This is a genomic window from Micromonospora sp. NPDC085948 (genome assembly GCF_040686315.1).
Lineage (GTDB): Bacteria > Actinomycetota > Actinomycetes > Mycobacteriales > Micromonosporaceae > Micromonospora.
The window spans coordinates 24,136-47,973 of sequence record NZ_JBFBJW010000005.1; the positions used below are offsets into that span (position 1 = coordinate 24,136).

Sequence of the window (23,838 nt, forward strand, 5' to 3'; positions counted from 1 at the left end):
CACATCCCGGTTGCACTGGGCTCCAGGATAGCAAAAAATCGCCATATGTCTTGTCATTAATCTATCGATCGTGTTGAATCAGTCATGTACCCTTCGAGAGGAGTGCCACCGATGTCAGCACCTCCGAGGCGGATACTCGCCACCACCCTGATCATGGCACTGACTGCGTCCACCCTGCTGGCCTGCGGCGACGACCAATCAGACAGCAACAGCAAAAAGATCACCGTCTGGAGCCTGGAAGACGTCGCCGACCGGGTCACCGCCACCAAGGCGATCATCGCCGACTTCACCGCCAAGACCGGGATCCAGGTCGACCTCGTGACCGTCAACGAGGACCAGTTCCCCTCCCTGATCGCCGCCAACGCCGCCGCCGGCGACCTGCCCGACGTGGTCGGGTCGGTCTCCCTGGCCGGCATCCGTACGCTCGCCGGCAACGAGCTGCTGCACGCCTCGGCGAACGCGGAGGTCGTCGACAAGCTGGGCAAGCAGACGTTCTCCCCCCGGGCGTTGGAGCTGACCTCCGACGACGGCAAGCAGCTCTCCGTCCCCAGTGACGGGTGGGGTCAGCTGCTCGTCTACCGCAAGGACCTGTTCGCCGCCGCCGGCCTGCCCGCCCCGGACACCTACGAGCGGATCACCGACGCCGCGACGAAACTCAACACCGGCGGCGTCGCCGGGATCACCGCGGCGACCTCCGCCAGCGACGTGTTCACCCAGCAGACCTTCGAGCACCTGGCACTGGCCAACGGCTGCCAGCTCACCGACGACTCCGGAAAGGTCACCCTCGACTCGCCCCAGTGCGTCGAGGCGATCCGCTTCTACGGCGACCTGATCCGCACCAGCTCGGTGAAGGGCGCCCAGGACGTGGACACCACCCGGGCCACCTACTTCGCCGGTAAGGCGGCCATGGTCATCTGGTCGCCCTTCATCCTCGACGAGTTGGCCGGGCTGCGCAACGACGCCAAGCCGACCTGCCCACAGTGTCAGACCGACCCTGCGTTCCTCGCGAAGAACAGCGGGTTCGTGACCGCGATCAAGGGTCCGAACGGCACCGAGCCGGCGCAGTACGGCGAGATCAGCTCGTGGGCGGTGCTCGACGGCGCGGTGACCGACCCGGCGAAGTCCTTCGTGGAGTACATGCTCAGCGACGGCTACCCGCGATGGTTCGGCATGTCCCCCGAGGGGCGCTTCCCGGTGCGCAAGGGCACCACGGCCGAGCCCGAGGCGTACCTGACGGCCTGGAACACCAGCCAGGCCGGTGTGGACGCGAAGAAGCCCCTCGCCGACGTGTTCGGCGAGGAGGTGCTCGCCACCCTGCGCCGCAGTCCGGACACCTTCCAGCGGTGGGGGCTCACCCAGGGGCAGGGCAAGCTGGTCGGCGCCATGCTCGGTGAGCTACCGGTGCCCAAGGCGCTGACCGACGTCTACTCCGGCAAGTCCGACGCCGCGGCCGCCGCCGGCCGGGCCAAGAAGGACGTGGAAGCCATCAAGGCGGGCGTCAATTGACCACCACCGCGCCCGAGACCGGCCGCTCCCCCAACCGGGAGCGGCCGGGACGGGCCGGCCGCCGTCGCCCACTGACCCTGCGCCGCCGCGAGTCCCGTGCCGGGCTCGCGCTCGTCGCACCGACACTGCTCGTCACCCTCACGGTCATCGGTATCCCGATCGTGTGGACCGTGGTGCTCGCCTTCCAGCGGGTCCGGCTCGCCACGTTGCGCAAGACCGGCCTGTTCGGCGAGTTCAGCATGGACAACTTCGACCGGGTGCTGCACACCCCCGGCTTCGCCGAGACGCTGTGGGTCACGCTGATCTACAGCATCGGCGGCACCGTCGGGTCGATCCTGCTCGGACTGGTGGCCGCGCTTGTCGTCCGCCGACCGTTCCGGGGCCGCACGCTGGTCCGGGCATCCATGCTGCTGCCGTACGTGGCACCGGTCGTCGCGGTGACGTTCGTGTGGCAGGTGATGCTCGACCCGCAGCTCGGCATCGTCAACGCGTGGGGCCAACGCCTGCTGGGCTGGGACGCTCCGGTTCCGTTCCTGTCGCAGGAGTCGACCGCCCTGACCACCGTCATCGCCTTCGAGGCGTGGCGGTACTTCCCGTTCGCGTTCCTGTTCCTGCTGGCCCGGCTCCAGGCGGTGCCCGGTGAGTTGGAGGAGGCCGCCCGGGTCGACGGCGCGACCCCCACCCAGCGGTTCCGCCACATCCTGCTGCCCCAACTGCTGCCGGTGATCGCCCTGCTGGGCGTGCTGCGTTTCATCATGACGTTCAACAAGTTCGACGACGTCTACCTGCTCACCGGTGGCGCCGCCGGCACCGAGGTGGTCAGCGTCCGGGTGTACGAGTTCCTCACCGCGCGCACCGACATCGGCGCGGCCTCCGCGCAGGCGGTCGTGCTGGCCGTGGTGCTCATCGTGTTCGTGGTGATCTATCTGCGCTTCTTCGGACGGAGGGTGAGTTGATGGACCGGGACATGGTCGAGACGGTCAGCCTGCGTTGGCTTCGCCGCCTGGTGATCGCCGTGTTCCTGGTGGTCACCGTCTTCCCCTTCTACTACATGCTGGTGCTCTCGGTACGCCCCATCGAGCAGTTGCTGCTCGACCCCGGCGCGCTGCTCGTCGGCTTCGGTGAACTGACCGTGGCCACGTACGCCGAGGTCCTCAAGGCCACCGCCGACGGGGGCCAGGGGTTCCTCACCTTCATCCGCAACAGCGGACTGGTCGCGGTCGCGGCGACCGTGCTCACCCTGCTGGTGGCGATCCCCGGCGCGTACGCGGTGGCCCGGCTGCGGTTCTTCGGCCGGCGGCAGGTCGACTTCCTGTTCCTGGCGGTCTACCTGTTCCCGTCGATCGTCATCGCGATTCCCCTGTTCGTGGCGTTCAGCCTCGTCGACCTGCGCGGCTCGCTGTTCGGCCTGGTGCTGGTCTACATCTCGCAGACGCTGCCGGTGTCGGTCTACATGCTGCGCAACTACTTCGAGACGATCCCGGTCAGTCTGGAGGAGTCCGCCGCCATCGACGGTGCGGGTCGACTCGGCATCATCCGCCGCGTCAGCCTGCCCCTCGCGATGCCGTCGATCATGGCGGTCGCGCTCTACGACTTCATGATCGCCTGGAACGAGTTTCTCTTCGCCCTGCTGTTCCTGATCGACAAACCCAACCGGTGGACGGTGTCGCTGGGGCTGTCCCTGCTCTCCGACGGGGTGGAGGTGCCCAAGACGGTGCTGATGGCCGGGTCGGTCGTCCTCACCCTGCCCATCGTGATCCTCTTCTTCGCCAGCGAGCGGCTGCTCACCGAGGGCCTGACCAGCGGCGCGGAGAAGGGATGACCGTCTCCCCCGGGTCACCGGCCGCGCCCCCACCGGCCCGGATACGGTGGCCTCATGGCCAACCCGACCCGCTGGGCGACCGACACCGGCCCCGAGCACTCGCAGTGGTACATCGACCGGTTTCGGAAACTCGCGGCCGAGGGCGCCGACCTGGCCGGCGAGGCCCGACTGGTGGACACCCTCGTCGCGCCCGGCTCCCGGATCCTCGACGCCGGCAGCGGCACGGGCCGGGTCGGTGCCGCGCTGGCCCAGCGCGGACACACCGTGGTCGGGGTGGACGCCGACCCCGCCCTGGTGGCTGCCGCCCGCGCCGACTATCCCGGCCCGACCTGGCTGGTCGCCGACCTGGCCGAGCTGGACCTGCCGGCGATGGGTGAGGCGGAGCCGTTCGACGCGGCGGTGCTGGCCGGCAACGTCCTCGCCTTCGTCGCCGTCGGCACCGAACCGGAGGTGCTGCGCCGGGTCGCCCTGCACCTGCGGCCCGACGGTGTGCTGACCGTCGGCTTCGGCACCGAGCGTGGCTACCCCCTCACCGCCTTCGACGCCGACGCGGTGGCCGCCGGCCTGCGGGTGGAGCAGCGCTTCGCCACCTGGGACCTGCGCCCGTGGCGCGACGACGCGCCGTTCGCGGTCAGCATCCTGCGCCGTCCGGCCGACTGACACCGCCCGCCGCACGCTGCTTTCCGGTGATCAAGAGGTTTGCGTCAGGCTCACGCTCGGTTCTGACGCAAACCTCTTGATCACCGCCGCCACGCCGCCACGCCGCCGGCAGGCTTGGGGTTTTCAGTCGGGGGCGGCGACGGCCCGAGCGGCGGCCGGGTCCAGGGTGGCGCCGGCGGGCACCAGGCTGACCAGCCCCGCGGGCAGCCGCACCGGGCGCACCCCGCGATAGCCGAGCATCGGGAGCACCTCCCGGTCCGCCAGCACGTACCGTCGGCCCAGGTCGGTGACCACGGACACCGCGCCGCCGGACGCGCCGGGCGCCGCGGCGGCCTCGACCACCGCGCCGCGACCCGGCTCCACCACCACGTGGTCGGCCAGGACCGCGCCGTCGACGGGCGCGGTCCGCGGCGTGGCCGCCAGGTCCCGCAGCGGTACGCCCCAGCGCACCTCGGCAACCCCGCCGTCGTCGGCGACCCGGGCGCAGAGGTCCCCCCCGTCGCCGGCCGCGAGCCGGGGCGGGGTCGGCGGCGGGGCGTACGCGCCACTCGGTGCGAGGTCGGGCACCGTGGGCAGCGCGGCGAAACGACCCAACGTCATCGGCACCGGCTCACCCTGCCCGGTGCGCGCCAGCAACAGCCCGGCCTGCAACTCGGTGATGCCGGCCAGGCCGGCGTCGACGGCCACCGCGTACTGCCGACCGCCACCGGAGTTGCTCACCAGGTAGACCGTGCCGATCGCGGCGTCCGGCACCTGGGTGGCCGGCTGGCCCAGCCCGGGCAGTTCGAGCGGGGCGAGGTCGCTGCCGGCGGGCAGGGAGTTGAGCAGGGCGGGTGCCACCGCCACCGCCTGCGCGCGGGTGGTGGCGAGCGCCGCCAGCACCCGGCTGGGATCGCGGACGAGGTAGCGCCGCTGGTGCCAGACCAGGTGCAGCCCGCCGTCGGGGTGCCGCAGCAGCAACGCCTCGTCGCCCAGCAGTCGGCCGCCGTCGGGCTCGGTGCCGATCAGCAGAGCGGAGCGGGGCGCCTCGCCCGCCGGGGCCGTCGAGCAGACGGTCCACGCCGCCGTGGCCAGCCGACCGGGTGCGGGCAGCGAGTCCGGCGCGTCGGCGATACCCAGCGGCAGCCCGCGCGGGACGCCGTCGATCGTGCGTCGGGAGACCAGCACGGTCTTGGACTGGTCCGCGCCGACGATCAGCAGCGCTGAGGCGTAGTTGAGCACCGGGTGCAGCTTCTGCTCGCGGTAGACGAACCGCGCGCCGGACTCCTTCTCCACGATCACCGCACCCGGGTCGCGCCAACCCTTGCCGCCCCCGGCGAACAGGCCGTAGAGCGCGAAGCCGCCGAGCCCGATCGCCGCGACCAGGACGCTGGCCAGGCCGGCGCCGGCCAGCCGCCGAAACGGCGACTGCGCGGGATCGGTCTCGCGCATGACCAGAGCGGCGACCGCCCGCTGGACGCTGAACTGGTAGGAGTGCAGCTGGTCCTGCCGCGACGGCATGAGGTCCCTTCCGGTGGGTCGGCCGGGGCACAGAATATGCGGTGCGTCGATGTCTCGGGACCCTGCGTGTCCGGCTCGGGGCAACCGGTACCATCCGGGGACGAATCCGGCGGCGAGAGGGCACCCGTGGGCGCGCGTTTCGAGGAGCTGGCCTGGCGGGAGACCCCGATCGGCGCGATCAGCCTGCGCCGACGCCGGGATCCGGCCCTCCAGGTCGAGGTGTACGAGGTCAAACTCGACGACGAGTACCTGATGTCCAGCCTGTTCCCGGTCGCGGAGATCGAGCTGGCCCGGCTGGGTCTCGCCGCGGTGGCCGGCGACTCGCTCGACGTGGTGGTCGGTGGTCTCGGGCTGGGCTACACCGCCTGCGCGGCGCTGGGCGACCCACGGGTGCGTTCGCTGCTGGTGGTGGAGGCGATCGAGGACGTGATCGACTGGCACCGTCGGGGTCTGCTGCCGTTCGCGGCGGGGCTCGCCGAGGACCCCCGGACCCGGTTCGTGCAGGCCGACTTCTTCGCCGCGGTGGCCGGTGACGTCGGCTTCGACGCCGAGGCACCCGGGCGGCGGTTCGACGCCGTGCTGCTCGACGTCGACCACTCCCCGCGCAACGTCCTGCACCCCAGTCACGCGGCGTTCTACCCGCCGGCCGGGCTGCGTCGGCTGGCCGCCCTGCTGCGGCCCGAGGGGATTTTCTCGCTCTGGTCGGACGACCCGCCGGACACCGAGTTCACCGCGGCGCTCGCCGAGGTGTTCGTGGACGTGCAGGCGCACGTCGTGCCGTTCGCCAACCCGCTGACCGGCGGCGAGTCCGCGAACACGGTCTACGTGGCGCGCACCGAGGGCTGAACCGGCCGGGCCGACATGCCCACCGGCCCAGCCCCCCTTGATCGACTCGGTTTTCCGGCGATCGGGCCATCCCTGCGTCCTGGACACCCCGACAGCACGGAACCCGAGTCGATCGGCAGCAACGCATCGCACCTCGCGTGGGCATGGTGGCGGCCAGATCGGGAAAGGTCACACCGTGCCCGCCGCACCAGGCGCGGCCGGTTACCGGAGGTAGACATGCGTGCGCTGCTCTGGGTCGTCGGCGTGGTCGCCGGCGTGCTGATCCTGCTCGGGCTGATCCTTGAGGCCGTCCGCTGGCTGATCATCATCGGTCTGATCGCGCTGGTGATCGTGATCATCCTGGGTGTGGTCAAGGGCCGGCAGGCGATGCAGCACCAGAACCGCCGACGCTGACAGCTGACCCGGTCAGAACCAGTCCGGGCGCATGTCGAGGGTGGTGCGGTCCCGGCTGTCCAGCAGGTCGAACTGCGGACCGGTGCGGGGCAACTCGACCCGGAAGAAGTAGCGCGCCGCCTGGCGCTTGCCGGCGTGGAACGCGTCGCCGGCCTCCTCCGGCGGCAGCGCCAGCACCTGCTCCAACCACATCCACGCGATCACGACGTGCCCGACCGCCTCCAGATAGGCGGTGGCGTTGGCCAGGGCGGACACCGGGTCACCGTCGGCCCACAGCCGACGGGTGACCGCGGTTGTCCGGTCCACCGCGGCGGCCAGCCGGTCCGCCAGATCGGCCGCCTCGCCGCCGACCTTTCGGCCCCGCTCGACCGTGTCGCCGATCGTCGCGGTCAGCTCGGCGAGGCCGGCGCCGCCCCGCATGGTCATCTTGCGGCCCAGCAGATCCAACGCCTGGATGCCGTGGGTGCCCTCGTGGATCGGGTTGAGCCGGTTGTCCCGGTAGTGCTGCTCCACGTCGTGATCACGGGTGTACCCGGCGCCCCCGAGCACCTGGATCGCCAGGTCGTTGGCATGCAGGCACCACTGCGACGGCCAACTCTTCGTGATCGGGGTGAGCACGTCCAGCAGCAGGTGCGCGCGCTCGCGGTCCGCCTCGGCGGGAGCGGTGTGCTGCTCGTCGAGCAGCCGCGCGCAGTAGAGCACCAGCGCCAGCGCTCCCTCCACGTAGCTCTTCTGCGCCAGCAGCATCCGTCGTACGTCGGGGTGGTCGATGATCGGTACCTGCGCCGTGGCCGGGTCCTTCGCGCCGACCGGGCGGCCCTGCGGTCGCTCCCTGGCGTACGCCAGGCTCTTGAGATACCCGGTGTAACCCAGCGCGGTGGCGCCGGCCCCGACCCCGATCCGGGCCTCGTTCATCATGTGGAACATCTGGGCCAGCCCCTGGTGCGGCGGACCGACCAGGTGGCCGACCGCACCGGCGCGGCCGCCCGGGGTGTGCCCGCCGTCGCCGAAGTTGAGCAGGGTGTTCGTGGTGCCCCGGAAACCCATCTTGTGGTTGAGCCCGGCCAACACGACGTCGTTGCGGTCGCCGAGCGACCCGTCCGCGCCGACCAGCACCTTGGGCACGATGAACAGCGAGATGCCCTTGACGCCGGGTGGGCCGCCGGGGATCCGCGCCAGCACCAGGTGCACGATGTTCTCGGCCAGCTCGTGATCGCCACCGGAGATCCACATCTTGGTGCCGAACACTCGGTACGTGCCGTCCGCCTGGGGCTCCGCCCGGGTGGTGATGTCGGCCAGTGAGCTGCCCGCGTGCGGCTCGGACAGGCACATGGTGCCGAAGAACCGGCCGTCGAGCATGGGCCGGACGTACGTGTCCACCTGGTCGGCACTGCCGTGCGCCAGCAGCAGGTTGGCGTTGCCCAGGGTGAGGAACGGGTACGCGGAGGTGGCCACGTTGGCCGCCTGGAACCAGGTGAAGCAGGCCGCCGCGACGGCGTGCGGCAGTTGCAGGCCGCCGACCGAGGCGTCCAGCCCGGCGGTGAGCAGGCCGGTCTCGGCGAAACTGTCAAGGGCCGCGCGCACCTGCGGGATCAGCCGCACCCGCTGCCCGTCGAAGGTGGGTTCGGTGAGGTCGGCGGCGCGGTTGTGCGGGGCGAACTGCTCGGTGGCCACCCGCTCGGCGAGGTCGAGGGCGTCGTCGAAGGTCTCCCGGGAGTGCTCGGCGTAGCGGGGACGCTCCACGAGTTCGGACACCCGCAGCCACTCGTGCAGCAGGAAGTCGAGGTCACGGCGGGAGAGCAGGGTGGACGGCACGGCACTCCTCAGCGGGCACGGGGGCGGGTCGGGCCGGGGCGACGGCCCACGGTCGCCCCGGCCCATCCTGGCCGATCGACCGGGCGCGCACCACCGGCGCGGGTGGGGTTCCACGAGCGGAACTTGTCACACCGACCGCCTAGTGTCGGTGCCCGTGACCGCACCTGGAGACGTCCCACCCGAGGTCCTCGACCGGCTGCGGCCGATCTGCCTGGGGCTGCCGGAGACCTACGAGGAGCCCGCCTGGGTGGGTATCCGCTGGCGGATCCGCAAGCGGACCATCGCCCACGTGCGCAGCATCGACCCCGATCGCCAGCCGGTCCACGCACCTGCCGCCGCACTCGACGAGCCCGCCTGCCTGCTGACCTTCCGGTCACCACTCGACGAGATCGCCGGGCTCCTCGGCGCCGGGCACCCCTTCTACAAACCGGAGTGGAGTCCGAACGTGATGGGCATGATCCTGGGCGACGACACCGACTGGGAGGAGGTGGGCGAGTTGCTCACCGAGAGCTACCGCATCATGGCCCCGAAGCGGCTCGCCGCCCAGGTCGGTCCCCCGGTGCCGCCGGTCGGCTGAGCGCCGGCAGCACCCGGTGGCGAGCGGTTTCGCCGATCGGGGCCGGCCGGTCGAGGCGCTGCCGCCGGACCGGGATCCCCGCCCTGACGACGAAATCAGGTGGAGCGGGTGCGGTCCGAGGGACGACGATCGCGGCGTGTCCATTCCCATCCGCGAGATCCGTGCCCGTTACTCGGCCGACACGATCACCGTGTACCAGGCGTACCCACCGGAGATCGCGCTGCCGGCGGTGGCGGCCGGTCGGCTCGTGGCCCCCTTCAAGCGGGAGCGGATGACCTGGATCAAGCCCTCCTTCCGGTGGATGATGTACCGGTGCGGCTGGGCCACCAAGCCCGGCCAGGAACGCGTGCTGTCCATCGACATCACCCGAGAGGGCTTCGAGTGGGCGCTGGCGCGGGCCTGTCTGAGTCACTACGACCGGGGCCTGCACGGTGACCGGACGGCGTGGTCGCGACACCTCAGGACCAGCCCGGTACGCGTGCAGTGGGATCCGGAACGGACACTGCACCTGAGCGCGTTGCCGTACCGGTCGTTGCAGGTGGGACTCTCCGGCGAAGCTGTCGCCCGCTACGTCGACGACTGGACGGTCAGCGTCACGGACATCACCGCCACCGTCCACCGTGTACGGGACCTGGTTCGGGCAGCTGACGTCCGCGCGGCGACAGAGCACCTGCCGGTCGAACGGAGCTATCCACTGCCGACGCCGATCGCGGCCCACCTCGGTGCCAGCGGGTGATCGCCCGGTGGTCGCCGGCAGTCGGGTGCCAGGTGCCGCGTCGCGCGGCACGCGGGAGTCCTCGATATCCTGTCCGCCATGCATCGAAGCCGCGTGTACGCACTGCTGATCGACGCCCCCGAGGCGGAGGCGACCCAGGCGGCGGAGTTCTGGTCGGCGGCACTCGGCGTCAGCACCCGGTCCGATCCGGCGGAACCACAGTTCGTCGACCTGCACGAGGCCCTGCCGGGGCTGGTCACCGCCGTGCAGGCGGTGGACGACGCGCCGCGCTTCCACCTCGACATCGAGACCGACGACGTGTCGGCCGAGACCGCACGGTTGATCGGTCTGGGCGCCACCGAGGTGTCGCAGTGGCTTGAGTGTCGGGTCCTGCGGGCACCCGGTGGGCACCTCCTGTGCGTGCTGCCGGTGGCGAGTCCGCCGGAGGTCTTCGCGGCAGAGTCCCGCACCTGGCCCTGAAGCCGGGCTGTCACAGGGCGACGTTAGGGTCCCGGCCATGGCTGATTTCGTGTTGGTGGCAGGGGCGTGGCTGGGGTCGTGGGCATGGGACGAGGTGGTGCCACCACTGCGTGCGGCCGGGCACGACACCTACCCGTTGACGCTCTCCGGCCTCGCCGAGCGGCAGGGTGTGGCCGCTGGCCAGCAGACCCACGTACGCGACATCGTCGACGAGGTCGAGCGCCGCGACCTGCGCGACGTGGTGCTGGTCGGGCACAGCTACTCGGGCATCCCGGTTGGTCAGGCCGCCGGGCGGATCGGCGACCGGCTGACCAGGGTGGTCTTCGTCGACTCGGAGGTGCCGGTCGACGGCGCGTCGTTCGTGTCCGAGTGGTGGCAGGGGCCGGCGGCGCTGGAGTCGGTGCTCGCCGACAACGGCGGCAGTTGGCCGCCGCTCGGTGCGGCCGACTTCGACGGTCAGGGGCTCACCGACGAGCAGGTCACCCGCCTGGTCGACGGCTCCACGCCGCACCCGGGCGCCACGCTGAGCGAGCCGGCCGTGCTGACCCGGCCGCTGGGCGAGCTTCCGGCGACGTACATCAAGTGCCTGCTCGACGGGCCCGAGCCCAACGAGACCGTGGCCAAGCTGCTGACCAGCGACCAGTGGCGACTCGCCACGATGGCCACCGGTCACTGGCCGATGATCTCCCAGCCCACCGAGTTGGCCGAGCTGTTGCTGGCACAAACCAGCTGACCGGCGCACCGGACGTCCGCCCCCGCAGCCGATTACGGCCCCGGCGGTCCGGGCGAGCCAGCCGGGCCGGTCAGGCCGTCTGGTCGTCGAGTGTCCTGATGTGGCGCACCGGCGACGCGAGCAGCCAGAGCATGGCGAGCACACCACCCAGGCCCGCGACGACCAGGGTCGGTCGAAGTCCGATGGTGGTGCCCAACGCGCCACCGACAAGCGCGCCGAGCGGTCGGATGCCGTAGTTGACCGCGCTGTACGCACCGGCGCGGCGTCCTCGCGCGTCGTCGGGAGTCACGGCGGTGAGGAGGGCGTTGAGGTTGACGTCCATCAGCATCACCCCAAAGCTGGAGACCAACTCGATGGCCGCCAGCATGGCGACCTTCGTCCACGTGGAGCCGGACACCAGCGCGGTCAGCGCCAGCGGCGCGGGGAAGAGCACGACGCCGATCATGGCGGTACGCCCCAGTCCGATGGCACGCGAGATCCGTGGTGCGAGTGCCGCGCCCGCGAGCCCGCCGACCGCCCCGAATCCGAGGGCGACGCCGATCGCGCCGGCCGACAGGTCAAGTTCACGGCTGGCGTAGAGCACCAGCAACGCGCCGGAGATGAAGGTGAAGAAGTTGACGGTGCTGGTGCAGCCGAGCGCGGCCCGCAGCACCGGATGCCGCACCACCAGCACGAGCCCCTCGCGGACCAGGCCGAGAGTGGACGTCCGACGCGGCGGCGGAGGTGGCTCGGTCACCGGAATGCGGCTGAGCAGCAGCGCGGAGCCGAGGAACGACGCCGCGTCGACGACTATCGCGGCCGGTGCGCTCAGCGCCTGGACCAGTCCACCGCCGACGGCCGGACCGGCGAGGAACGAGAGTGACCGGCTCATGCTCAGCTTGCTGTTCGCGTCCACGTACGCCGATCGCGGCACCAGGGCCACGAAGAACGCCTGACGCGCCATGGCGAACAGCACCGCGCCGGTACCGGTGAGCAGTGCCACCAGGTAGAGCTGGGCGAGGGTCACCGCACCGAACAGGTAGGCCACCGGCAGGCTGAGCAGGACGGCGCCCCGGATCAGGTCCGCGATGATCAGGAGTCGCCGCTTGTGGGTGCGCTGGTCCACCCAGGCGCCGAGGAACAGGCCCAGCAGGTTGGGCAGCCAGATCAACGCGGTGAGGACGCTGACCTGCACGGGCGTCGCGGTGAGCAGGGTGACGGCGATCAGTGGCAGGGCCAGTTCGCTGATCCGGTCACCGAAATCGGAGATCGTCTGACCGATCCAGAAGGTACGGAAGCGCCGGTCCCGTCGCAGCACCGGCGGGGACACCGCGCCGGCGGCGCGCTCGGTCTCGGGGCCGGCGGCGCGCTCGGTGTCGGCGCCGGTGGTGTTCACGACGCGGCCGGGTCGTCGCCGGCCTGGGCCGGGTCGTCGTCGCCGGCCTCGGGCAGGAGGTAGCGCAGCATCCGGACGATCCGCGCGCCGGCCGGGGCGGATTCCTCCTTGCGCCGCACGTACGGGGCGATCAGCTCCTCGATCGACTCCTCAAGCTGTCGCAACTCGTCGGCGGTGGCCACGAACCGGGTGTCGGCGATGCCGGCCAGAGCACGCCACTCGGGGTCCAGCCGGGCCTCCTCGCGCAACAGCCACTGCTGTGGCGCGTCGGCGTTGCGGGCGAACATCTCGCCGCGCAGCTGGTGACTGGCGGACTGCCCCTCGACGCTGTCGGGCACGGTGAAACGGAAGCCCCGGGCGACGGCCTGCCACCAGCGTTCCCGTTTGCTGGTGGCGCCGTCCCAGTCGGTGACCAGCCCGAACGTCGCGAGGTGCCGCAGGTGCCAACTGACCACCGACGGTGTCGCGCCGACGTGCGGCGACAGCCCGGTAGCCGTGGCCGGGCCGTGCCGCTGAAGGTGTTCGAGGATCGCCAGCCGCACCGGATGGGCCAGTGCCCGCAACGCCTGCGGCTCGGTGATCTCGAAATCCCCGTACGGGTTCGTGAGAGACATGTTTCGAAAGTAGTCTCTCACGTCAAGCCCGGCAACCCCAGGCCCCGGCCGCGGGCCCCACAACACGGGCCACGGCCACGGGACCAGTGACGATCAGGCGATGCCCAACCGCGCCAACGGCTCGACCAGCTCCCGCTCCTCGTAGCTCAGGTGCGACAGCAGGGCGTCGGTCAGCAGGTCCACCGCCGCCCGCAGCTCGGCGAGACCGTCCGGGGACCCGACGTACGCGACCAGGGCCTGGTCGACGCCCTCCAACACGTCGTGGATGACGTGGTGCTCCCGCTCCAGCCGGTCGACGACCGGGCCGAGTCGGGGGTCGCGCGCCCGCAACCGAGGAAACAACGACTGGTCCTCGATGGTGTGGTGGGTGGTGACGATCCGGCAGTACGACTCGCAGTAGACGCCGAGCGTCCAGCGGTTCTGGCGCATGGTCATGGTGTTGATGTGGGAGCGGGCCGCGCCGGCGTCAATCTCACCGGCCGCCACCTGCTCGATCAGATCGTGAATCTGGGCCAGCTCCGCACGCAGGCCGTCGTGGACCTGCACCAGGTGCGCCCCGGTGGCCTGCTCGTGCGGGGTGTAGGTGCGGTCCGGGTCGGGCGTGGGTCCGGTCGGCCGGGTCGACTCGTCCCAGACCTGCTGGTCGCTGCGCCGCACGCCGTCGTCAGGGGTCGGCACCACGGCGAACGCTCCCCCGGTCACGGTCGCCCGGCTCGGCCGCACCGCCGGCTCCGGCTCGCGCTCCGGCTCCGACGCACGCGAAGACTCCGACGCACGCGATGACTCCGACGCGGACGAGGACCCCGGCGCACGCGAGGACTCCGGCGCGCGCTCCGACTCCGGTGCCGCACCGCGATCACGCTCGGCCGCGACCAGTTCACGAACCGCCGGAGCCACCTCGCCGGCGAACCGGCGCAGGTCGTCGGGATCGTCGCTGCCGAGGATGAAGGTGCTGACACCCTCTTCCAGCGCCAACTCGGCCAGTTCCCGCGCCCACTGCTCGGCGGGTCCGTTCAGTGCTCCGCGCCCGACGGCCGAGAACTGTCCCGAGATGTTGAGCAACCGGCGGACGTCCTGCGGTGACCGGCCGGCCTCCCGGGCGGCGTCGTCGATCGTCGCGTTGCCCTTGGTCAGGTCGCCCGGCTGGAGATAGGTCAGCGACGGCAGCCATCCGTCGGCCCGGCGACCGGTGAGCTGGAGCATCCGGGGCTTGTACGCGCCCAGCCAGATCGGCACCGCGTGGGCCGGCGCCGGTCCACGCTTGGCGCCTCGCACCCGGTAGAACTCACCATCGACACGGACGCCGCCGCGCGCCTCGGCGTCCCAGACCTGGCGGATGATCTCGATGGCCTCCTCCAACGCGCGTACGCCCTGGCCGGGGGTCAGGCGTCGTCCGCCCATCGCCTCGATGGCGTCCCAGAACGCTCCCGCGCCGAGGCCCAGACCGACCCGGCCGCCGCTGAGCAGGTCCAGGCTGGCCACACTGCGGGCGAGCACCGCCGGTGGGCGCAGGGGCAGGTTTGTCACGTTCGCCGCCACGTGCACGCGGCTGGTCCGGGCCGCGACGAAGCTCAGCAGGGTCCAGGTGTCGAGGAACGCGGGCTGGTACGGGTGGTCCTGGAAGGTGACCAGGTCCAGCCCGACCTGCTCGGTCAGGACGGCGAGGTCGACCGTGCGGGCCGGGTTGTCACCGCTGGGGGTGACGAACGATCCGAAGACCAGGTCATGGCCGTAGTCGCTCATCTGCGAGCCTCCCGATTCACGCGACGCCTCGAACGATGCGTCGTGACCACAACCTTATGTCACACAGAACATCTCCTGCCAACAAGATCTGTGTCACTGCGCTATTGTCGGGGAATGACGGGTGCCCCTCACCGGCCGGACCGGCCCGATCCGCTCGACGACGACCTGGGCTGGATGCTCGGGATCGTCTTCCGCGGCTACGTCCGGGCGGCCGAGCACGCGCTCACCGACTTCCCCGGCGGTCCCCGCGGCTACCAGGTGCTCACTGCGGCGATCACCGGGCCGGCCCGAAACCAGGGTGCGATCGCGGAGGAGCTTGGCATCGACCGCACCGTCCTCACGTACCTGATCGACGACCTGGAACGGCCCGGGTTCGTCGCCCGTCGGGCGGACCCGGCAGACCGACGTAACCGGCTCGTCGACGTCACCGACGTTGGCCGCGGCGCCTGGGAGCAACGGCGTCTGGCGCTACGACACGTCGAGTCGCACCTGCTGGGGACGCTCACGCCGGCCGAGTCGGCGACGCTGCGGGCACTGCTCCAGCGGGTCGCCTGCTCGGCCCAGGCGATGGACCCGCTGCGTGACCTCTGCGAGGCGGTGTCGCAGGTGCAACCCACGCCGGACCAGACCGAGGCCCCGGCCGGCCGCGGGCGCGGCGCCGGCCCCGGGGGCCGGCGCCGCAGCACCGACTGACCCCGACAACGGCCGCCGGCTGGAAACGCGACGCGGGCCCGCCCGGCTCCCCCGACGTGGTACGTCGAGCGCAGCCGGACGGGCCCGCGGTGCCGCTGGCGGGTGGGATCAGCGCACGTGCACGAACACCGGGTTCGAGTAGAACCACAGGTCTTCCCACGGGCTCTCCAGCCCGTCGGCGAGCGGCTCGGCCTCGTCGGTGCTGGTGCCCCGCACCCGCGCGTAGGTGTCGGCCTCGACGTTGCGCAGCGTGTGCCGGATGACGTAGTCCTCGCCCTTCCGACGCCAGTCGCGCGGGCCGAACCGGGCCACCACCTTCGTGGTGGGGTTGGTGTCGGCGTCCAGGTTGGCGCTCGGGCCGGTGATCTGACCGACGATCAGGTCGACCCGACGGACCTCGGGGCGGTCCCCGTTCGCGTTCACGCCGCCCAACGGACGGAACGTGATCTCGATCTCGACATCGGTGCGGCTACGACGGCTGACCGTGATGGTCTCGCCCACCTCGGCGGTCCTGCCCTGGGACCTGGCGGTGACGTCGAGACTGCGGATCAGGTCGCCGGTGGTCACCCAGATCCGGCCGTTGCGCAGACCGTCCATGATGTCGCCGTAGTCCTGGCGGGCGTGGACGTAGGTCTTGCTGTACTCGCCCGGCCAGAAGTCGGAGCCGCCGCGGGTCCAGTGCACGTGCGAGTCGGAGGTCGCGGTGATCCACCAGCGCCGGCCCTCGCCGAGCAGGGAGTCCCACAGGCCGCCGACGCGAGCGGTCATCTGGTCGAAGCCGCCGTAGGTGGGGTGGTTGCCGTACCCGCCCCGCTTGCCGCCGTTGAGCGGACCGGCCTGGTGCCCGGGCGCTCCCTCGAAGCCGATGTAGACGTCCGGCGCGGCGTTGTTGCCGTTGCGGAACTCGCGCGGGGTGTCCTGACCGTAGACGCCGAGACCGGGCGCCGAACGCGACGCGTGGTGGGCGATCACCAGCGGCTTGTGCGGCATGCCCCGGGCGACCTTGAGGAACTCCACCATCTTGGCCTCGGTGTCCCGTGCCGGGTCGGTGGGGAACGCGTCGTACTTGGCGAATCGGCTCTCCAGCTCGAAGAGCTGCTTCGCCTCGTCGTCGTGGCGCGGGATCATCAGCGTGTGGTGGTCCAGCGAGGGCGCGTCGAACTCCATGCCCCAGAACTGGAGCACCTCGGGGACCAGCTTGCGGGACCGCAGCAGGTCGGGGTACGCCTGCTCGATGTTCACCTTCGAGTGGGTCGGTCCACCGTGGTCGGTGCACATCGCCCAGGTCAGACCAAAGTTCTTCGCCATGATGGCGTTGGTGACGATCGGGTACACCGCGTCCGCGCCCTTGTGGAAGACGATCGGGGACTTGGTGGTGTCGAACTCGCCGCTGTACTCCGAGTGGATGTGGTGGTCGCCGGCACGCCACACGCGGTTCTTGGAGTTGCTCCGGTCGCCCGTGTCGTCGCCCGGCCGACGGTCCTCGTCAGCCCACGCCGCGCTGGCGCCGACCAGCGGGCTGGCCGCGGCCAGCGTCGCGCCGACGCCCGCGTACTTGACCAGCTTGCGCCGGGACAGCTGCGCGTGTTCGGTCTCTTCGGGTTGCTTGTCTCGCACTGCGGGCCTCTCCTCGATCAAGCGAATGCTCTTTCGATCAAGGAGCCTTGAAGAACGTGGTGAACATCCGTCGTACGGAGTGCGGGTCCACGATGAACACCGAGGCGTGACCTGCCAAAAGACCTGTTGACGATAGCAGCGGGTCACACCGCGACCGCACGTAGTGCCCGGCTCGGCCGGCCGGTCAGGGCACCTGCCGGGTGTTCCGGGGCGTCCGCGCGGTCGAAGGGTCGGTCGGCGCGGTGACCACCGGCGGCGCGACATCGACGGCGGGCAGCCCGGCAGAACCGGTGACCGGAAGGAGCAGCGCGCTGCGACCGAGATCGACCTGCACGGTGGCGTTCCGGTCGGCGGACTCGGTGAACTGCGGGTCGCTCTGGCCGAGCACCAGCCCGAGCACGTGCCCGGCGGGCACCACCGCGTCGTACGCGTTCATCGGGACGGTCACCGTGTACCAGCGGTCGGGTCGCAGCGGCGTGGTGAACCGCAGTGAGCGGTGATGCGCGGCGTCGAGCCACCCTCGGGTCAGCACGGCGTGGTCGGAGACCGCGGTGACCTCCTCCGTGTCGCGGTAACAGGCGTCGTCGACGTCGGTGGAGGCGCCCCAGCAGGACTCGGTATCCAGTGTCCGCACTCCCCCCGCACCGGTGAGCAGGATCCGCTCGGCGATCCCGTAGTCGACGAGCCGGGCGGTCAGCTGGGTGGTCGGCCGATCCACGCGGATCCGCAGCCGCACCGACGGGCTGCCGGAGATCCGCAGCGCGCTGGGCAGCGCGCCGGAGAGGAAGACCAACCGACCGGCGGTCGCGGTGTTCGGCGCGGCGACCAATTCGTCCTCGAACAACGACTCGTCGACGTACTCCTGCTCCTGACCCGGCCGCGCACCGCGACCGCCGAGCGTCCCGGTCACACCGTCGCCGACGCCGAGGGCCACCCGCACGTCCCGGGTGCCGGGAGCGGGCCAGTCGCGCTGGGTCGTCCACGTGCCCGGCGCGGTCTCCAGGTCGACCCGCGGCTCGTCCATCACCCCGTTGGGCAACCCCTGCAACCAGTAGTCGAACCAGCGGTGCAGGGCGGCCACCCATTCGGCGCGTCGAACGTCGAACGGGTCCTGGTGGCCGGTCTGGTGCAGCCAGAGCTTGCGGGGGACACCCTGCTCGGCCAACTCCTGCCACCAGCGGCCGAACTGGTTGGTCGTGACGTTCAGGTCGTTGAGGCCGTGTGCCAGGAAGACGCTGGCCCGAACCCGGTCGGCCGAGGGCCGGTAGTCGCGCCGCGCCCAGAACGCGTTGTAGTCACCGGTCTCGTCGGCGCTGTCCGCCCGCAGCCGGGCCAACACCTGCGCGCAGGCCTCCTCGGGGCGACCGCTGACGGCGGAGTGCAGGTAGCCGGGGTAGTCGGTGGCGACCAACGCCCCCTGGTAGCGCATGTAGTCGTACCAGCTGGAGATCGCCGAGATCGGCACGATGGTGGCCAGCCCCTCCACGCCGGTGGCGGCGACCCCGTTGGCGACCGAACCGTCCCACGACTTGCCGATCATGCCGACCTGCCCGGTGCTCCAGGCGGCGCTGACCGGCCGCCCGGCGGCGTCGTACGCGCGAGCCCGCCCGTTGAGCCAGTCGATCACCGCAGTGGCGCTGCCCACCTCGGCGGGACCGCCGACGTCCTCGCAGCCCGTGGACCGGGCGGTGCCCGCCAGGTCCACGGCGGCGAAGGCGTACCCGCGGGGGACGAAGTAGTTGTCGTAGAAGAGCGGGACCTTGGCGATCACGCCGGCCGAGTCGTACGTCTTCAGCTCCCCCTCGTTGCCCCGACCACAGCAGAGGTAGTAGGGCGAGGCGTCCATGATGACCGGTACGCGGACGCCGGCGACGGCGGCCTCCCGGGGCCGGACGAGGTCCACGGCCACCCGGTCGCGCACCCCGTCACCGTCGCTGTCGGCGCGGGTCTGGACCCAGACGCTCTCCCGGATCGCGTCGGCGTAGGAGTAGGCGGGGACGGTCTGGTCGCCCACCACGTGCGGCGGACGGGGGCGGGGCTGGGCCGTCGCCGTGGCCGCCGTCGGGGCGACTGCGCGGGGAGACGCGACCACCGGGGTCCCGGGTAGTGCGGCCACCAGGAGGCCGACCAGGACGGCGGCGACCCGTGCACGGGTGCCGACGGACAACGGCGCGGACCTCATGATGTCCTCCCGGGGAGCGACACACGTATCGCGTTTCATCGAATCGATGTTCGTCCAGCCTAGTGCCTGCGGCGGACCCCGGTGCCGGACAAACGGTCCTGGGACGACCGGGCGGCCTGACGGACTGCTCAGATCCGGGCGCGGGGCAGCCAACCGAGGAATCGGAGCCGGACCCGGGGCAGCGGCACGGTGGGCAGATCCTGGGCGGCGGCGACCAGGCAGGAGCCCAGGTAGACCGCGAGGGCGGCGCGTGCTCCGCCGAACTCGGCGAGCAACTGGCTCTGCTTCGTGGCGCAGGGCCACTCCCGACCACATCCGGTGCAGGTCCAGCTCGGGGGGTTGGGGAGGTGCTCCGGCAGCTTCGTGCGGCGGTACCGGCCGACGACGCTGTTGTCCGCGCGCACGTCGCGTCGGCGCGGCATCGGGCGTCCGTTGCGGGGTGCGATCGGGCGGGCGGCCGGCAGGTAACGCCCGACGGTGCCGAGCAGCACCCCCACCCGGATCAGGGCGTCCGGCCCGACGTGGTGGGCCAGTAGCGCGGTCATCAGGTAGTGCCCCAGCAGGTCGAACGCCTCACGGCTCAGACCAAGGTCGCGGCAGAGGTCGACGAAGTCCGGCGTGGTCAGCGGCACCCGGTTGTCGAGTGCGCGGCGCAGCACCGCGCGCAGATCGGTCCCGAGTCGCTGCACCGCGTCGCTCTCGCCCAGCCCCAGGCTGTCCTCGTCCGTCACCCGGGCCAGCGCCTCCGCCACGGCCAGTCGAACGACGCGGTCGGGATCAGTACTGTCCAAGGCGCACCCCTTTCGTAGGCCGGTCGCCCGGCGGCGGCTCGATCGCCCGCGACGCCGGGGAATCATGAACAAGATTTCGCTGTCGCCTGCGGCGATGGCTAGGACAACAGGCGCAGAACCCGCCGACGGGTTAGTCGGAAAGCGAAGTCGGCAGGCCGACACACGGCGGTGAATGGTAGGACGACCGACGACGATTGTCGTATGGTGACATTCCCATCGACAGATATTGCGCACCGCGATCTCTCCACCCACCAGCCCAGTTCACGACGCCACCTCGACCTGTCGCTGCCGTCCCGCTCGCGACGTTCCACCTCACTGCACCGCCGGCCACCGCCGTGCCGAGACAACCCCGAGCACTTCGGCACGTTCGACTTGCCGTCGGCACCAGTTCACCTCCCGGCGGCACCTCCACCGGACGGAGACAGCGGATGACGTCAACACCCGTGCAGACCCGACACTTCGACAGCCGTGACCCGGTGGCCATCCACGAGTTCCTGTCCGCGACGTACGACCCGAAGCTACGCCTGGACAGCAGGAACCGGTTCCGGCTCACCCATCACCGCGTCGACGCCGGCCCCTTCGCCATCGCGACCACGCGGCAGACCGGGCACCTCGACATCGGCGCCAGCACCCTCGACGGGCTGGTCCTCGGGCACACCCGCACCGCCCGCGTCGACCGCGTCTGCAACGGACCGGTCAACCGGTTCGGCCCCGGCGACGTCTTCCTCGTCACCAAGCCGGAGGAGCCCTGCACCGTACGGTGGCATCCCGGCGAGGTGGAGCTCTGTGTGCTGGATCTGGCGGTTCTGGAGCAGGTGGCCACCACCGCGCCGGCCCGCCGGCCCGGTCGGATCCGATTCACCGACCTGGGTCCCGCCGACAAGGCCCTCGCCCGGCAGTGGCGCACCACCACCAGCTACGTCAGCGACGTCGTACTGAACAACCCGTCAGTCAGCGCGCAACCGCTGGTGATCGGCAACGCCGCGCGGATGCTCGCCGCGGCGGCGCTCGCGGTCTTCCCGAACACCGCGTTCACCGAGCCGACCGCCGCCGACCGACACGACGCCAGCACCGCCACGTTGCGACGGGCGATCAGTTTCATGGAGGACTTCGCCGACCGGGACATCAGCGCGGCCGACATCGCCGCTGCCGCCGGCGTCTCGCTGCGGGCGGTGCAACTGGCCTTCCGCCGTCATCGCGGCACCACCCCGATGGCGTACCTGCGTCGGATCCGGCTCGCTCGGGCACACCGCGACCTGCTGCGCGCCGACCCCCGGCAGGAGACCGTCTCGGCCATCGCCAGTCGATGGGGGTTCGCCAGCCACAGCAGGTTCACCGCCCGGTACCACGCCAGCTACGGCGTGCCGCCCCGCGAGACGCTCCATGCCTGAGGCCCGGCTCGTGCCTTGTGGGACCACCACGACGCGACGACAATCGGCGACGTGAAGCTTCCGTCGCCGGTCGCGGTGTCGCTGGTGGCGTTGCTGACCCTCGCCGCCTGCGGCACCTCGCCCGGGTCGGCCGGCGACCCGCCGAGCAGCGCTCCGCCGGCAACTCCCACCGCGACCCCGTCCGCGTCGGTCCGCTCCCCCGTCGTCCGCTCCCTCGTCGCCTACGACCGGGCGCTGCACGACGAGTTGATCGCGATGCTGCACCGCGACCAGGCCGACCGCGAGGGCACGCCGCAGAGCGAGTCGGACCAGGCCCGCACCGCCCGCTTGAAGGACATCATCGGTACGCACGGCTGGCCGACCTTCGCGCTGGTCGGCGAGGACGGCGGCAACGCCGCGTGGGCGATCGCCCAGCACTCCGACCTGGATCCGGCCTTCCAGCAGCAGGCACTGGACCTGCTGCGCACGGCGGTGGCCGACCGACAGGCGTCGCCGGGCAACCTGGCCTACCTGGAGGACCGGGTCGCGGCGGGCAAGGGCGAGCCCCAGGTGTACGGGACACAGGTCCGCTGCGGTCCGGACGGCCCCGTGCCGGCGACTCCGATCCGGGACGAGCCGGGCGTCGAGCGACGCCGGGCCGACGCCGGACTTCCCACGCTGGCCAGCTACCTGAGCGAGATGACCACGATCTGTGCGCAGGACGCCAACTAGAGCGCCGACCACCGTCGCCACCCGCCGCGGGGTGCGCTTCCCCAGCACCCGCCCGGCGTACGGCGTCTACTCTGCCTCGTCCTCCTGGTCGGTGAGCTCGGCCAACACGTCGTCGGCGTCGCGACTGCCCGCGTCGGCGAGCCGTCGAAGCTCACCGACGTCGGCCCGCTCCGCTGCCAACTCGACGAGCTGGTCGACCGCGTCCCGGTCACCCCGATCGGCCAGACGCCGCAGCTCGCCCACGTCGCCGAGTTCACTGGCGAGCTCGACGAGTTGCGCCGCCGCGTCGGCGTTGCCGCTCTCCGCGAGCTGACGCAGCTCCGCCAGGTCACCTCGTTCGCCGGCAAGCTCGACGAGCTGGTCGACCGCGTCCCGGTCACCGTTAGCGGCCCGTTCCCGCAGTTCGGCAAGATCAGAATTTGTCATCGCACACCTCCCGTCACCGCATCTCCGGCTGTACGGCCAGCCGGTTCCACCCACCACCGGAACCTAGACCAGTCGACGCCACGGCGGATGGTGGAACGTCCGACACCACGAGCGCCCGAGCGGGTCGTGCGCTCCCCCGATCATTGATCTTGGCTAGGCTGGTCGGCATGTCCGCACCCCGCCCGCACCGTCACGACGACGCCCGGGGACGGGGTCAGACGGTGGTCGTGGCATCCACGATCGAGCCGGCGGACCAGTGAGTGGCGCATCGGTGCCGGCCCAGCGGCGTGAGTCGACCCCACCCGATCAGCCCCGGTCCCGTTGGGTCGAGCAGTGTGCCCGACTCGCCGGGTCACGCCCCTTCGAGATCGTCATTGTGGTGGTCATCCTCGCCAACGGGGTCGTCCTCGGCCTGGAGACGTACGACGACCTGACGCCGGCGGGCACCGCACTGCACTGGCTGGAGCTGCTCTTCCGGGCCGTCTTCGTCGTCGAGATCGGCGTCCGGCTGGCGGCGTACGGCAGGCGTCCCCAGGACTTCTTCCGACACGGCTGGAACGTCTTCGACTTCGTGGTGATCGCGGCGATCTTCATACCGGGCCTGCACGGCGACCCCGCGCTGCTGCGCGTCGTGCGGGTCGCCCGGATGGTCCGGTTGGTGCGGTTCTCGCCGGGCCTGCGGACCATCGTCTCCGCGCTGTGGCGCAGCCTCCCGGGCGTCACCGGCTTCCTCGCCCTGGCCGTGGTGACCCTCTACGTCTACGGCATGGCCGGCTGGCTGATCTTCGGTAACCGCTATCCGGAGGAGTACGGCGACATCGGCAAGTCGCTGCTCACGTTGTTCGTGCTGTTGTCGCTGGAGACGCTGCCGGACCTCATCGAGCAGGGCATGGCCATCTCGCCGTGGACGCTGCTCTACTACGTCAGCTATGTGGTCATCACCGTCAACCTGCTGCTCAACATCCTCATCGCCGTCATCGTCAACTCGATGGAGGAGGCCCGCCGGTTGGAGATGACCGAACGACTGGCCCCCGACTACGACGAGGACGGCGACGGCGTACCGGACGAGGTGGACCGCATCGCGCTCACCCAACGGCTGGACGACCTGCGGGCGGTCATCGCCGAGTTGGAGCGCGAGTTGCGGATCGACCGGGACGACGGGCACGGCCGGCCGCACCGGGACGGCGCCCGCGCCAGACGGTGATCCGACGCTCGCGCTACGTGCTCCCGTTCGGATAGTGTCGACGA

At 71.2% G+C, this 23,838-nt stretch carries 23 protein-coding genes; 14 read left to right on the plus strand and 9 right to left on the minus strand.

What is annotated here, in order from left to right:
- Positions 1 to 111: 111 nt before the first annotated feature.
- From AB0O48_RS15340 to AB0O48_RS15355, 4 genes are read left to right on the plus strand one after another with little or no spacing between them, the layout of a single operon-like run.
- Positions 112 to 1,506 carry an extracellular solute-binding protein gene (locus AB0O48_RS15340; RefSeq protein ID WP_357570273.1) on the plus strand — a complete coding sequence of 465 codons (1,395 nt, stop codon included), beginning with the start codon at positions 112 to 114 and terminating at the stop codon, positions 1,504 to 1,506.
- Positions 1,503 to 2,462: a sugar ABC transporter permease gene (locus AB0O48_RS15345; RefSeq protein WP_365065989.1), complete on the plus strand. Its 960-nt coding sequence runs from the start codon at positions 1,503 to 1,505 to the stop codon at positions 2,460 to 2,462. The genes AB0O48_RS15340 and AB0O48_RS15345 overlap by 4 nt, the downstream gene beginning before the upstream one ends.
- Positions 2,462 to 3,328 (plus strand): carbohydrate ABC transporter permease, encoded by an 867-nt coding sequence (locus AB0O48_RS15350; RefSeq protein WP_357239552.1) that lies wholly within the window; start codon positions 2,462 to 2,464, stop codon positions 3,326 to 3,328. The genes AB0O48_RS15345 and AB0O48_RS15350 overlap by 1 nt, the downstream gene beginning before the upstream one ends.
- A 54-nt stretch (positions 3,329 to 3,382) precedes the next feature.
- Entirely contained in the window at positions 3,383 to 3,988 is a 606-nt protein-coding gene (locus AB0O48_RS15355; protein WP_357239555.1) for a class I SAM-dependent methyltransferase, read from the plus strand.
- A 123-nt stretch (positions 3,989 to 4,111) separates the two neighbouring features.
- Here AB0O48_RS15355 and eccB read toward each other — a convergent pair whose 3' ends face one another.
- On the minus strand, positions 4,112 to 5,488 hold the full coding sequence (gene eccB / locus AB0O48_RS15360) for a type VII secretion protein EccB (RefSeq protein WP_365065994.1): 1,377 nt from the start codon (positions 5,486 to 5,488) through the stop codon (positions 4,112 to 4,114).
- 126 nt (positions 5,489 to 5,614) lie between these two features.
- Here eccB and AB0O48_RS15365 point away from each other — a divergent pair, with 126 nt between their 5' ends.
- Both AB0O48_RS15365 and AB0O48_RS15370 read left to right on the plus strand, forming a co-directional pair.
- Positions 5,615 to 6,334, plus strand: coding sequence for a spermidine synthase (locus AB0O48_RS15365; protein ID WP_357570276.1), 720 nt, complete (start codon positions 5,615 to 5,617; stop codon positions 6,332 to 6,334).
- Between the two features lie 216 nt (positions 6,335 to 6,550).
- Positions 6,551 to 6,727: a hypothetical protein gene (locus AB0O48_RS15370; RefSeq protein ID WP_238644885.1), complete on the plus strand. Its 177-nt coding sequence runs from the start codon at positions 6,551 to 6,553 to the stop codon at positions 6,725 to 6,727.
- Positions 6,728 to 6,739: 12 nt separating this feature from the next.
- Here AB0O48_RS15370 and AB0O48_RS15375 read toward each other — a convergent pair whose 3' ends face one another.
- Positions 6,740 to 8,542, minus strand: a complete 1,803-nt coding sequence (locus tag AB0O48_RS15375) for an acyl-CoA dehydrogenase (protein ID WP_357239564.1) — start codon at positions 8,540 to 8,542, stop codon at positions 6,740 to 6,742.
- Between the two features lie 154 nt (positions 8,543 to 8,696).
- Between AB0O48_RS15375 and AB0O48_RS15380 the strand changes: the two genes are divergently transcribed.
- The 4 genes from AB0O48_RS15380 to AB0O48_RS15395 all read left to right on the plus strand — a co-directional run bounded on the left by AB0O48_RS15380 (position 8,697) and on the right by AB0O48_RS15395 (position 11,047).
- On the plus strand, positions 8,697 to 9,119 hold the full coding sequence (locus AB0O48_RS15380) for an MmcQ/YjbR family DNA-binding protein (protein WP_357239567.1): 423 nt from the start codon (positions 8,697 to 8,699) through the stop codon (positions 9,117 to 9,119).
- A 136-nt stretch (positions 9,120 to 9,255) separates the two neighbouring features.
- On the plus strand, positions 9,256 to 9,855 hold the full coding sequence (locus AB0O48_RS15385; RefSeq protein ID WP_357239570.1) for a DUF4291 domain-containing protein: 600 nt from the start codon (positions 9,256 to 9,258) through the stop codon (positions 9,853 to 9,855).
- A gap of 78 nt (positions 9,856 to 9,933) precedes the next feature.
- The gene (locus tag AB0O48_RS15390; RefSeq protein WP_357239573.1) at positions 9,934 to 10,314 is read left to right on the plus strand and encodes a VOC family protein; all 381 of its coding nucleotides are present in this window, start codon (positions 9,934 to 9,936) and stop codon (positions 10,312 to 10,314) included.
- A 37-nt stretch (positions 10,315 to 10,351) separates the two neighbouring features.
- A complete protein-coding gene (locus AB0O48_RS15395; protein WP_357239577.1) occupies positions 10,352 to 11,047 on the plus strand; it encodes an alpha/beta hydrolase in 696 nt (231 codons plus the stop codon).
- A gap of 70 nt (positions 11,048 to 11,117) precedes the next feature.
- Here AB0O48_RS15395 and AB0O48_RS15400 read toward each other — a convergent pair whose 3' ends face one another.
- The 3 genes from AB0O48_RS15400 to AB0O48_RS15410 all read right to left on the minus strand — a co-directional run bounded on the left by AB0O48_RS15400 (position 11,118) and on the right by AB0O48_RS15410 (position 14,779).
- Positions 11,118 to 12,422 (minus strand): MFS transporter, encoded by a 1,305-nt coding sequence (locus AB0O48_RS15400; RefSeq protein ID WP_365066002.1) that lies wholly within the window; start codon positions 12,420 to 12,422, stop codon positions 11,118 to 11,120.
- Positions 12,419 to 13,036 carry a helix-turn-helix domain-containing protein gene (locus tag AB0O48_RS15405; protein WP_365066005.1) on the minus strand — a complete coding sequence of 206 codons (618 nt, stop codon included), beginning with the start codon at positions 13,034 to 13,036 and terminating at the stop codon, positions 12,419 to 12,421. The genes AB0O48_RS15400 and AB0O48_RS15405 overlap by 4 nt, the downstream gene beginning before the upstream one ends.
- Before the next feature lie 93 nt (positions 13,037 to 13,129).
- Positions 13,130 to 14,779 carry an LLM class flavin-dependent oxidoreductase gene (locus AB0O48_RS15410; RefSeq protein WP_357570280.1) on the minus strand — a complete coding sequence of 550 codons (1,650 nt, stop codon included), beginning with the start codon at positions 14,777 to 14,779 and terminating at the stop codon, positions 13,130 to 13,132.
- Between the two features lie 114 nt (positions 14,780 to 14,893).
- On the opposite strand from AB0O48_RS15410, the gene AB0O48_RS15415 reads away from it, so the two are divergent.
- Complete coding sequence (locus AB0O48_RS15415) at positions 14,894 to 15,472, plus strand: MarR family winged helix-turn-helix transcriptional regulator (RefSeq protein WP_365066008.1); 579 nt, start codon at positions 14,894 to 14,896, stop codon at positions 15,470 to 15,472.
- A 108-nt stretch (positions 15,473 to 15,580) separates the two neighbouring features.
- Here AB0O48_RS15415 and AB0O48_RS15420 read toward each other — a convergent pair whose 3' ends face one another.
- The 3 genes from AB0O48_RS15420 to AB0O48_RS15430 all read right to left on the minus strand — a co-directional run bounded on the left by AB0O48_RS15420 (position 15,581) and on the right by AB0O48_RS15430 (position 20,062).
- On the minus strand, positions 15,581 to 17,089 hold the full coding sequence (locus AB0O48_RS15420; RefSeq protein ID WP_357570281.1) for a phosphoesterase: 1,509 nt from the start codon (positions 17,087 to 17,089) through the stop codon (positions 15,581 to 15,583).
- A 184-nt stretch (positions 17,090 to 17,273) separates the two neighbouring features.
- Positions 17,274 to 19,271, minus strand: a complete 1,998-nt coding sequence (locus AB0O48_RS15425) for a Xaa-Pro dipeptidyl-peptidase (RefSeq protein WP_365066011.1) — start codon at positions 19,269 to 19,271, stop codon at positions 17,274 to 17,276.
- Between the two features lie 128 nt (positions 19,272 to 19,399).
- Positions 19,400 to 20,062 carry a hypothetical protein gene (locus AB0O48_RS15430; protein WP_365066013.1) on the minus strand — a complete coding sequence of 221 codons (663 nt, stop codon included), beginning with the start codon at positions 20,060 to 20,062 and terminating at the stop codon, positions 19,400 to 19,402.
- A 428-nt stretch (positions 20,063 to 20,490) separates the two neighbouring features.
- Here AB0O48_RS15430 and AB0O48_RS15435 point away from each other — a divergent pair, with 428 nt between their 5' ends.
- Both AB0O48_RS15435 and AB0O48_RS15440 read left to right on the plus strand, forming a co-directional pair.
- Positions 20,491 to 21,453 carry an AraC family transcriptional regulator gene (locus tag AB0O48_RS15435; protein ID WP_365066015.1) on the plus strand — a complete coding sequence of 321 codons (963 nt, stop codon included), beginning with the start codon at positions 20,491 to 20,493 and terminating at the stop codon, positions 21,451 to 21,453.
- 51 nt (positions 21,454 to 21,504) lie between these two features.
- Positions 21,505 to 22,164 (plus strand): DUF6624 domain-containing protein, encoded by a 660-nt coding sequence (locus AB0O48_RS15440; RefSeq protein WP_365066018.1) that lies wholly within the window; start codon positions 21,505 to 21,507, stop codon positions 22,162 to 22,164.
- A 66-nt stretch (positions 22,165 to 22,230) separates the two neighbouring features.
- On the opposite strand, the gene AB0O48_RS15445 is transcribed toward AB0O48_RS15440, so the two are convergent.
- Positions 22,231 to 22,590, minus strand: coding sequence for a hypothetical protein (locus tag AB0O48_RS15445; protein ID WP_365066021.1), 360 nt, complete (start codon positions 22,588 to 22,590; stop codon positions 22,231 to 22,233).
- A 256-nt stretch (positions 22,591 to 22,846) separates the two neighbouring features.
- On the opposite strand from AB0O48_RS15445, the gene AB0O48_RS15450 reads away from it, so the two are divergent.
- Positions 22,847 to 23,794: an ion transporter gene (locus tag AB0O48_RS15450; protein ID WP_357239610.1), complete on the plus strand. Its 948-nt coding sequence runs from the start codon at positions 22,847 to 22,849 to the stop codon at positions 23,792 to 23,794.
- Positions 23,795 to 23,838 lie beyond the last annotated feature (44 nt).

Bases quoted from the DNA above. Each gene is read 5' to 3' on its own strand.
- AB0O48_RS15355 (WP_357239555.1), top strand. From the start codon at position 3,383: ATGGCCAACCCGACCCGCTGGGCGACCGACACCGGCCCCGAGCACTCG.
- AB0O48_RS15415 (WP_365066008.1), top strand. From the start codon at position 14,894: ATGACGGGTGCCCCTCACCGGCCGGACCGGCCCGATCCGCTCGACGAC.
- AB0O48_RS15445 (WP_365066021.1), bottom strand. From the start codon at position 22,590: ATGACAAATTCTGATCTTGCCGAACTGCGGGAACGGGCCGCTAACGGT.
- AB0O48_RS15435 (WP_365066015.1), top strand. From the start codon at position 20,491: ATGACGTCAACACCCGTGCAGACCCGACACTTCGACAGCCGTGACCCG.
- eccB (WP_365065994.1), bottom strand. From the start codon at position 5,488: ATGCCGTCGCGGCAGGACCAGCTGCACTCCTACCAGTTCAGCGTCCAG.
- AB0O48_RS15410 (WP_357570280.1), bottom strand. From the start codon at position 14,779: ATGAGCGACTACGGCCATGACCTGGTCTTCGGATCGTTCGTCACCCCC.
- AB0O48_RS15390 (WP_357239573.1), top strand. From the start codon at position 9,934: ATGCATCGAAGCCGCGTGTACGCACTGCTGATCGACGCCCCCGAGGCG.
- AB0O48_RS15395 (WP_357239577.1), top strand. From the start codon at position 10,352: ATGGCTGATTTCGTGTTGGTGGCAGGGGCGTGGCTGGGGTCGTGGGCA.
- AB0O48_RS15340 (WP_357570273.1), top strand. From the start codon at position 112: ATGTCAGCACCTCCGAGGCGGATACTCGCCACCACCCTGATCATGGCA.
- AB0O48_RS15405 (WP_365066005.1), bottom strand. From the start codon at position 13,036: ATGTCTCTCACGAACCCGTACGGGGATTTCGAGATCACCGAGCCGCAG.
- AB0O48_RS15370 (WP_238644885.1), top strand. From the start codon at position 6,551: ATGCGTGCGCTGCTCTGGGTCGTCGGCGTGGTCGCCGGCGTGCTGATC.
- AB0O48_RS15425 (WP_365066011.1), bottom strand. From the start codon at position 19,271: ATGAGGTCCGCGCCGTTGTCCGTCGGCACCCGTGCACGGGTCGCCGCC.
- AB0O48_RS15350 (WP_357239552.1), top strand. From the start codon at position 2,462: ATGGACCGGGACATGGTCGAGACGGTCAGCCTGCGTTGGCTTCGCCGC.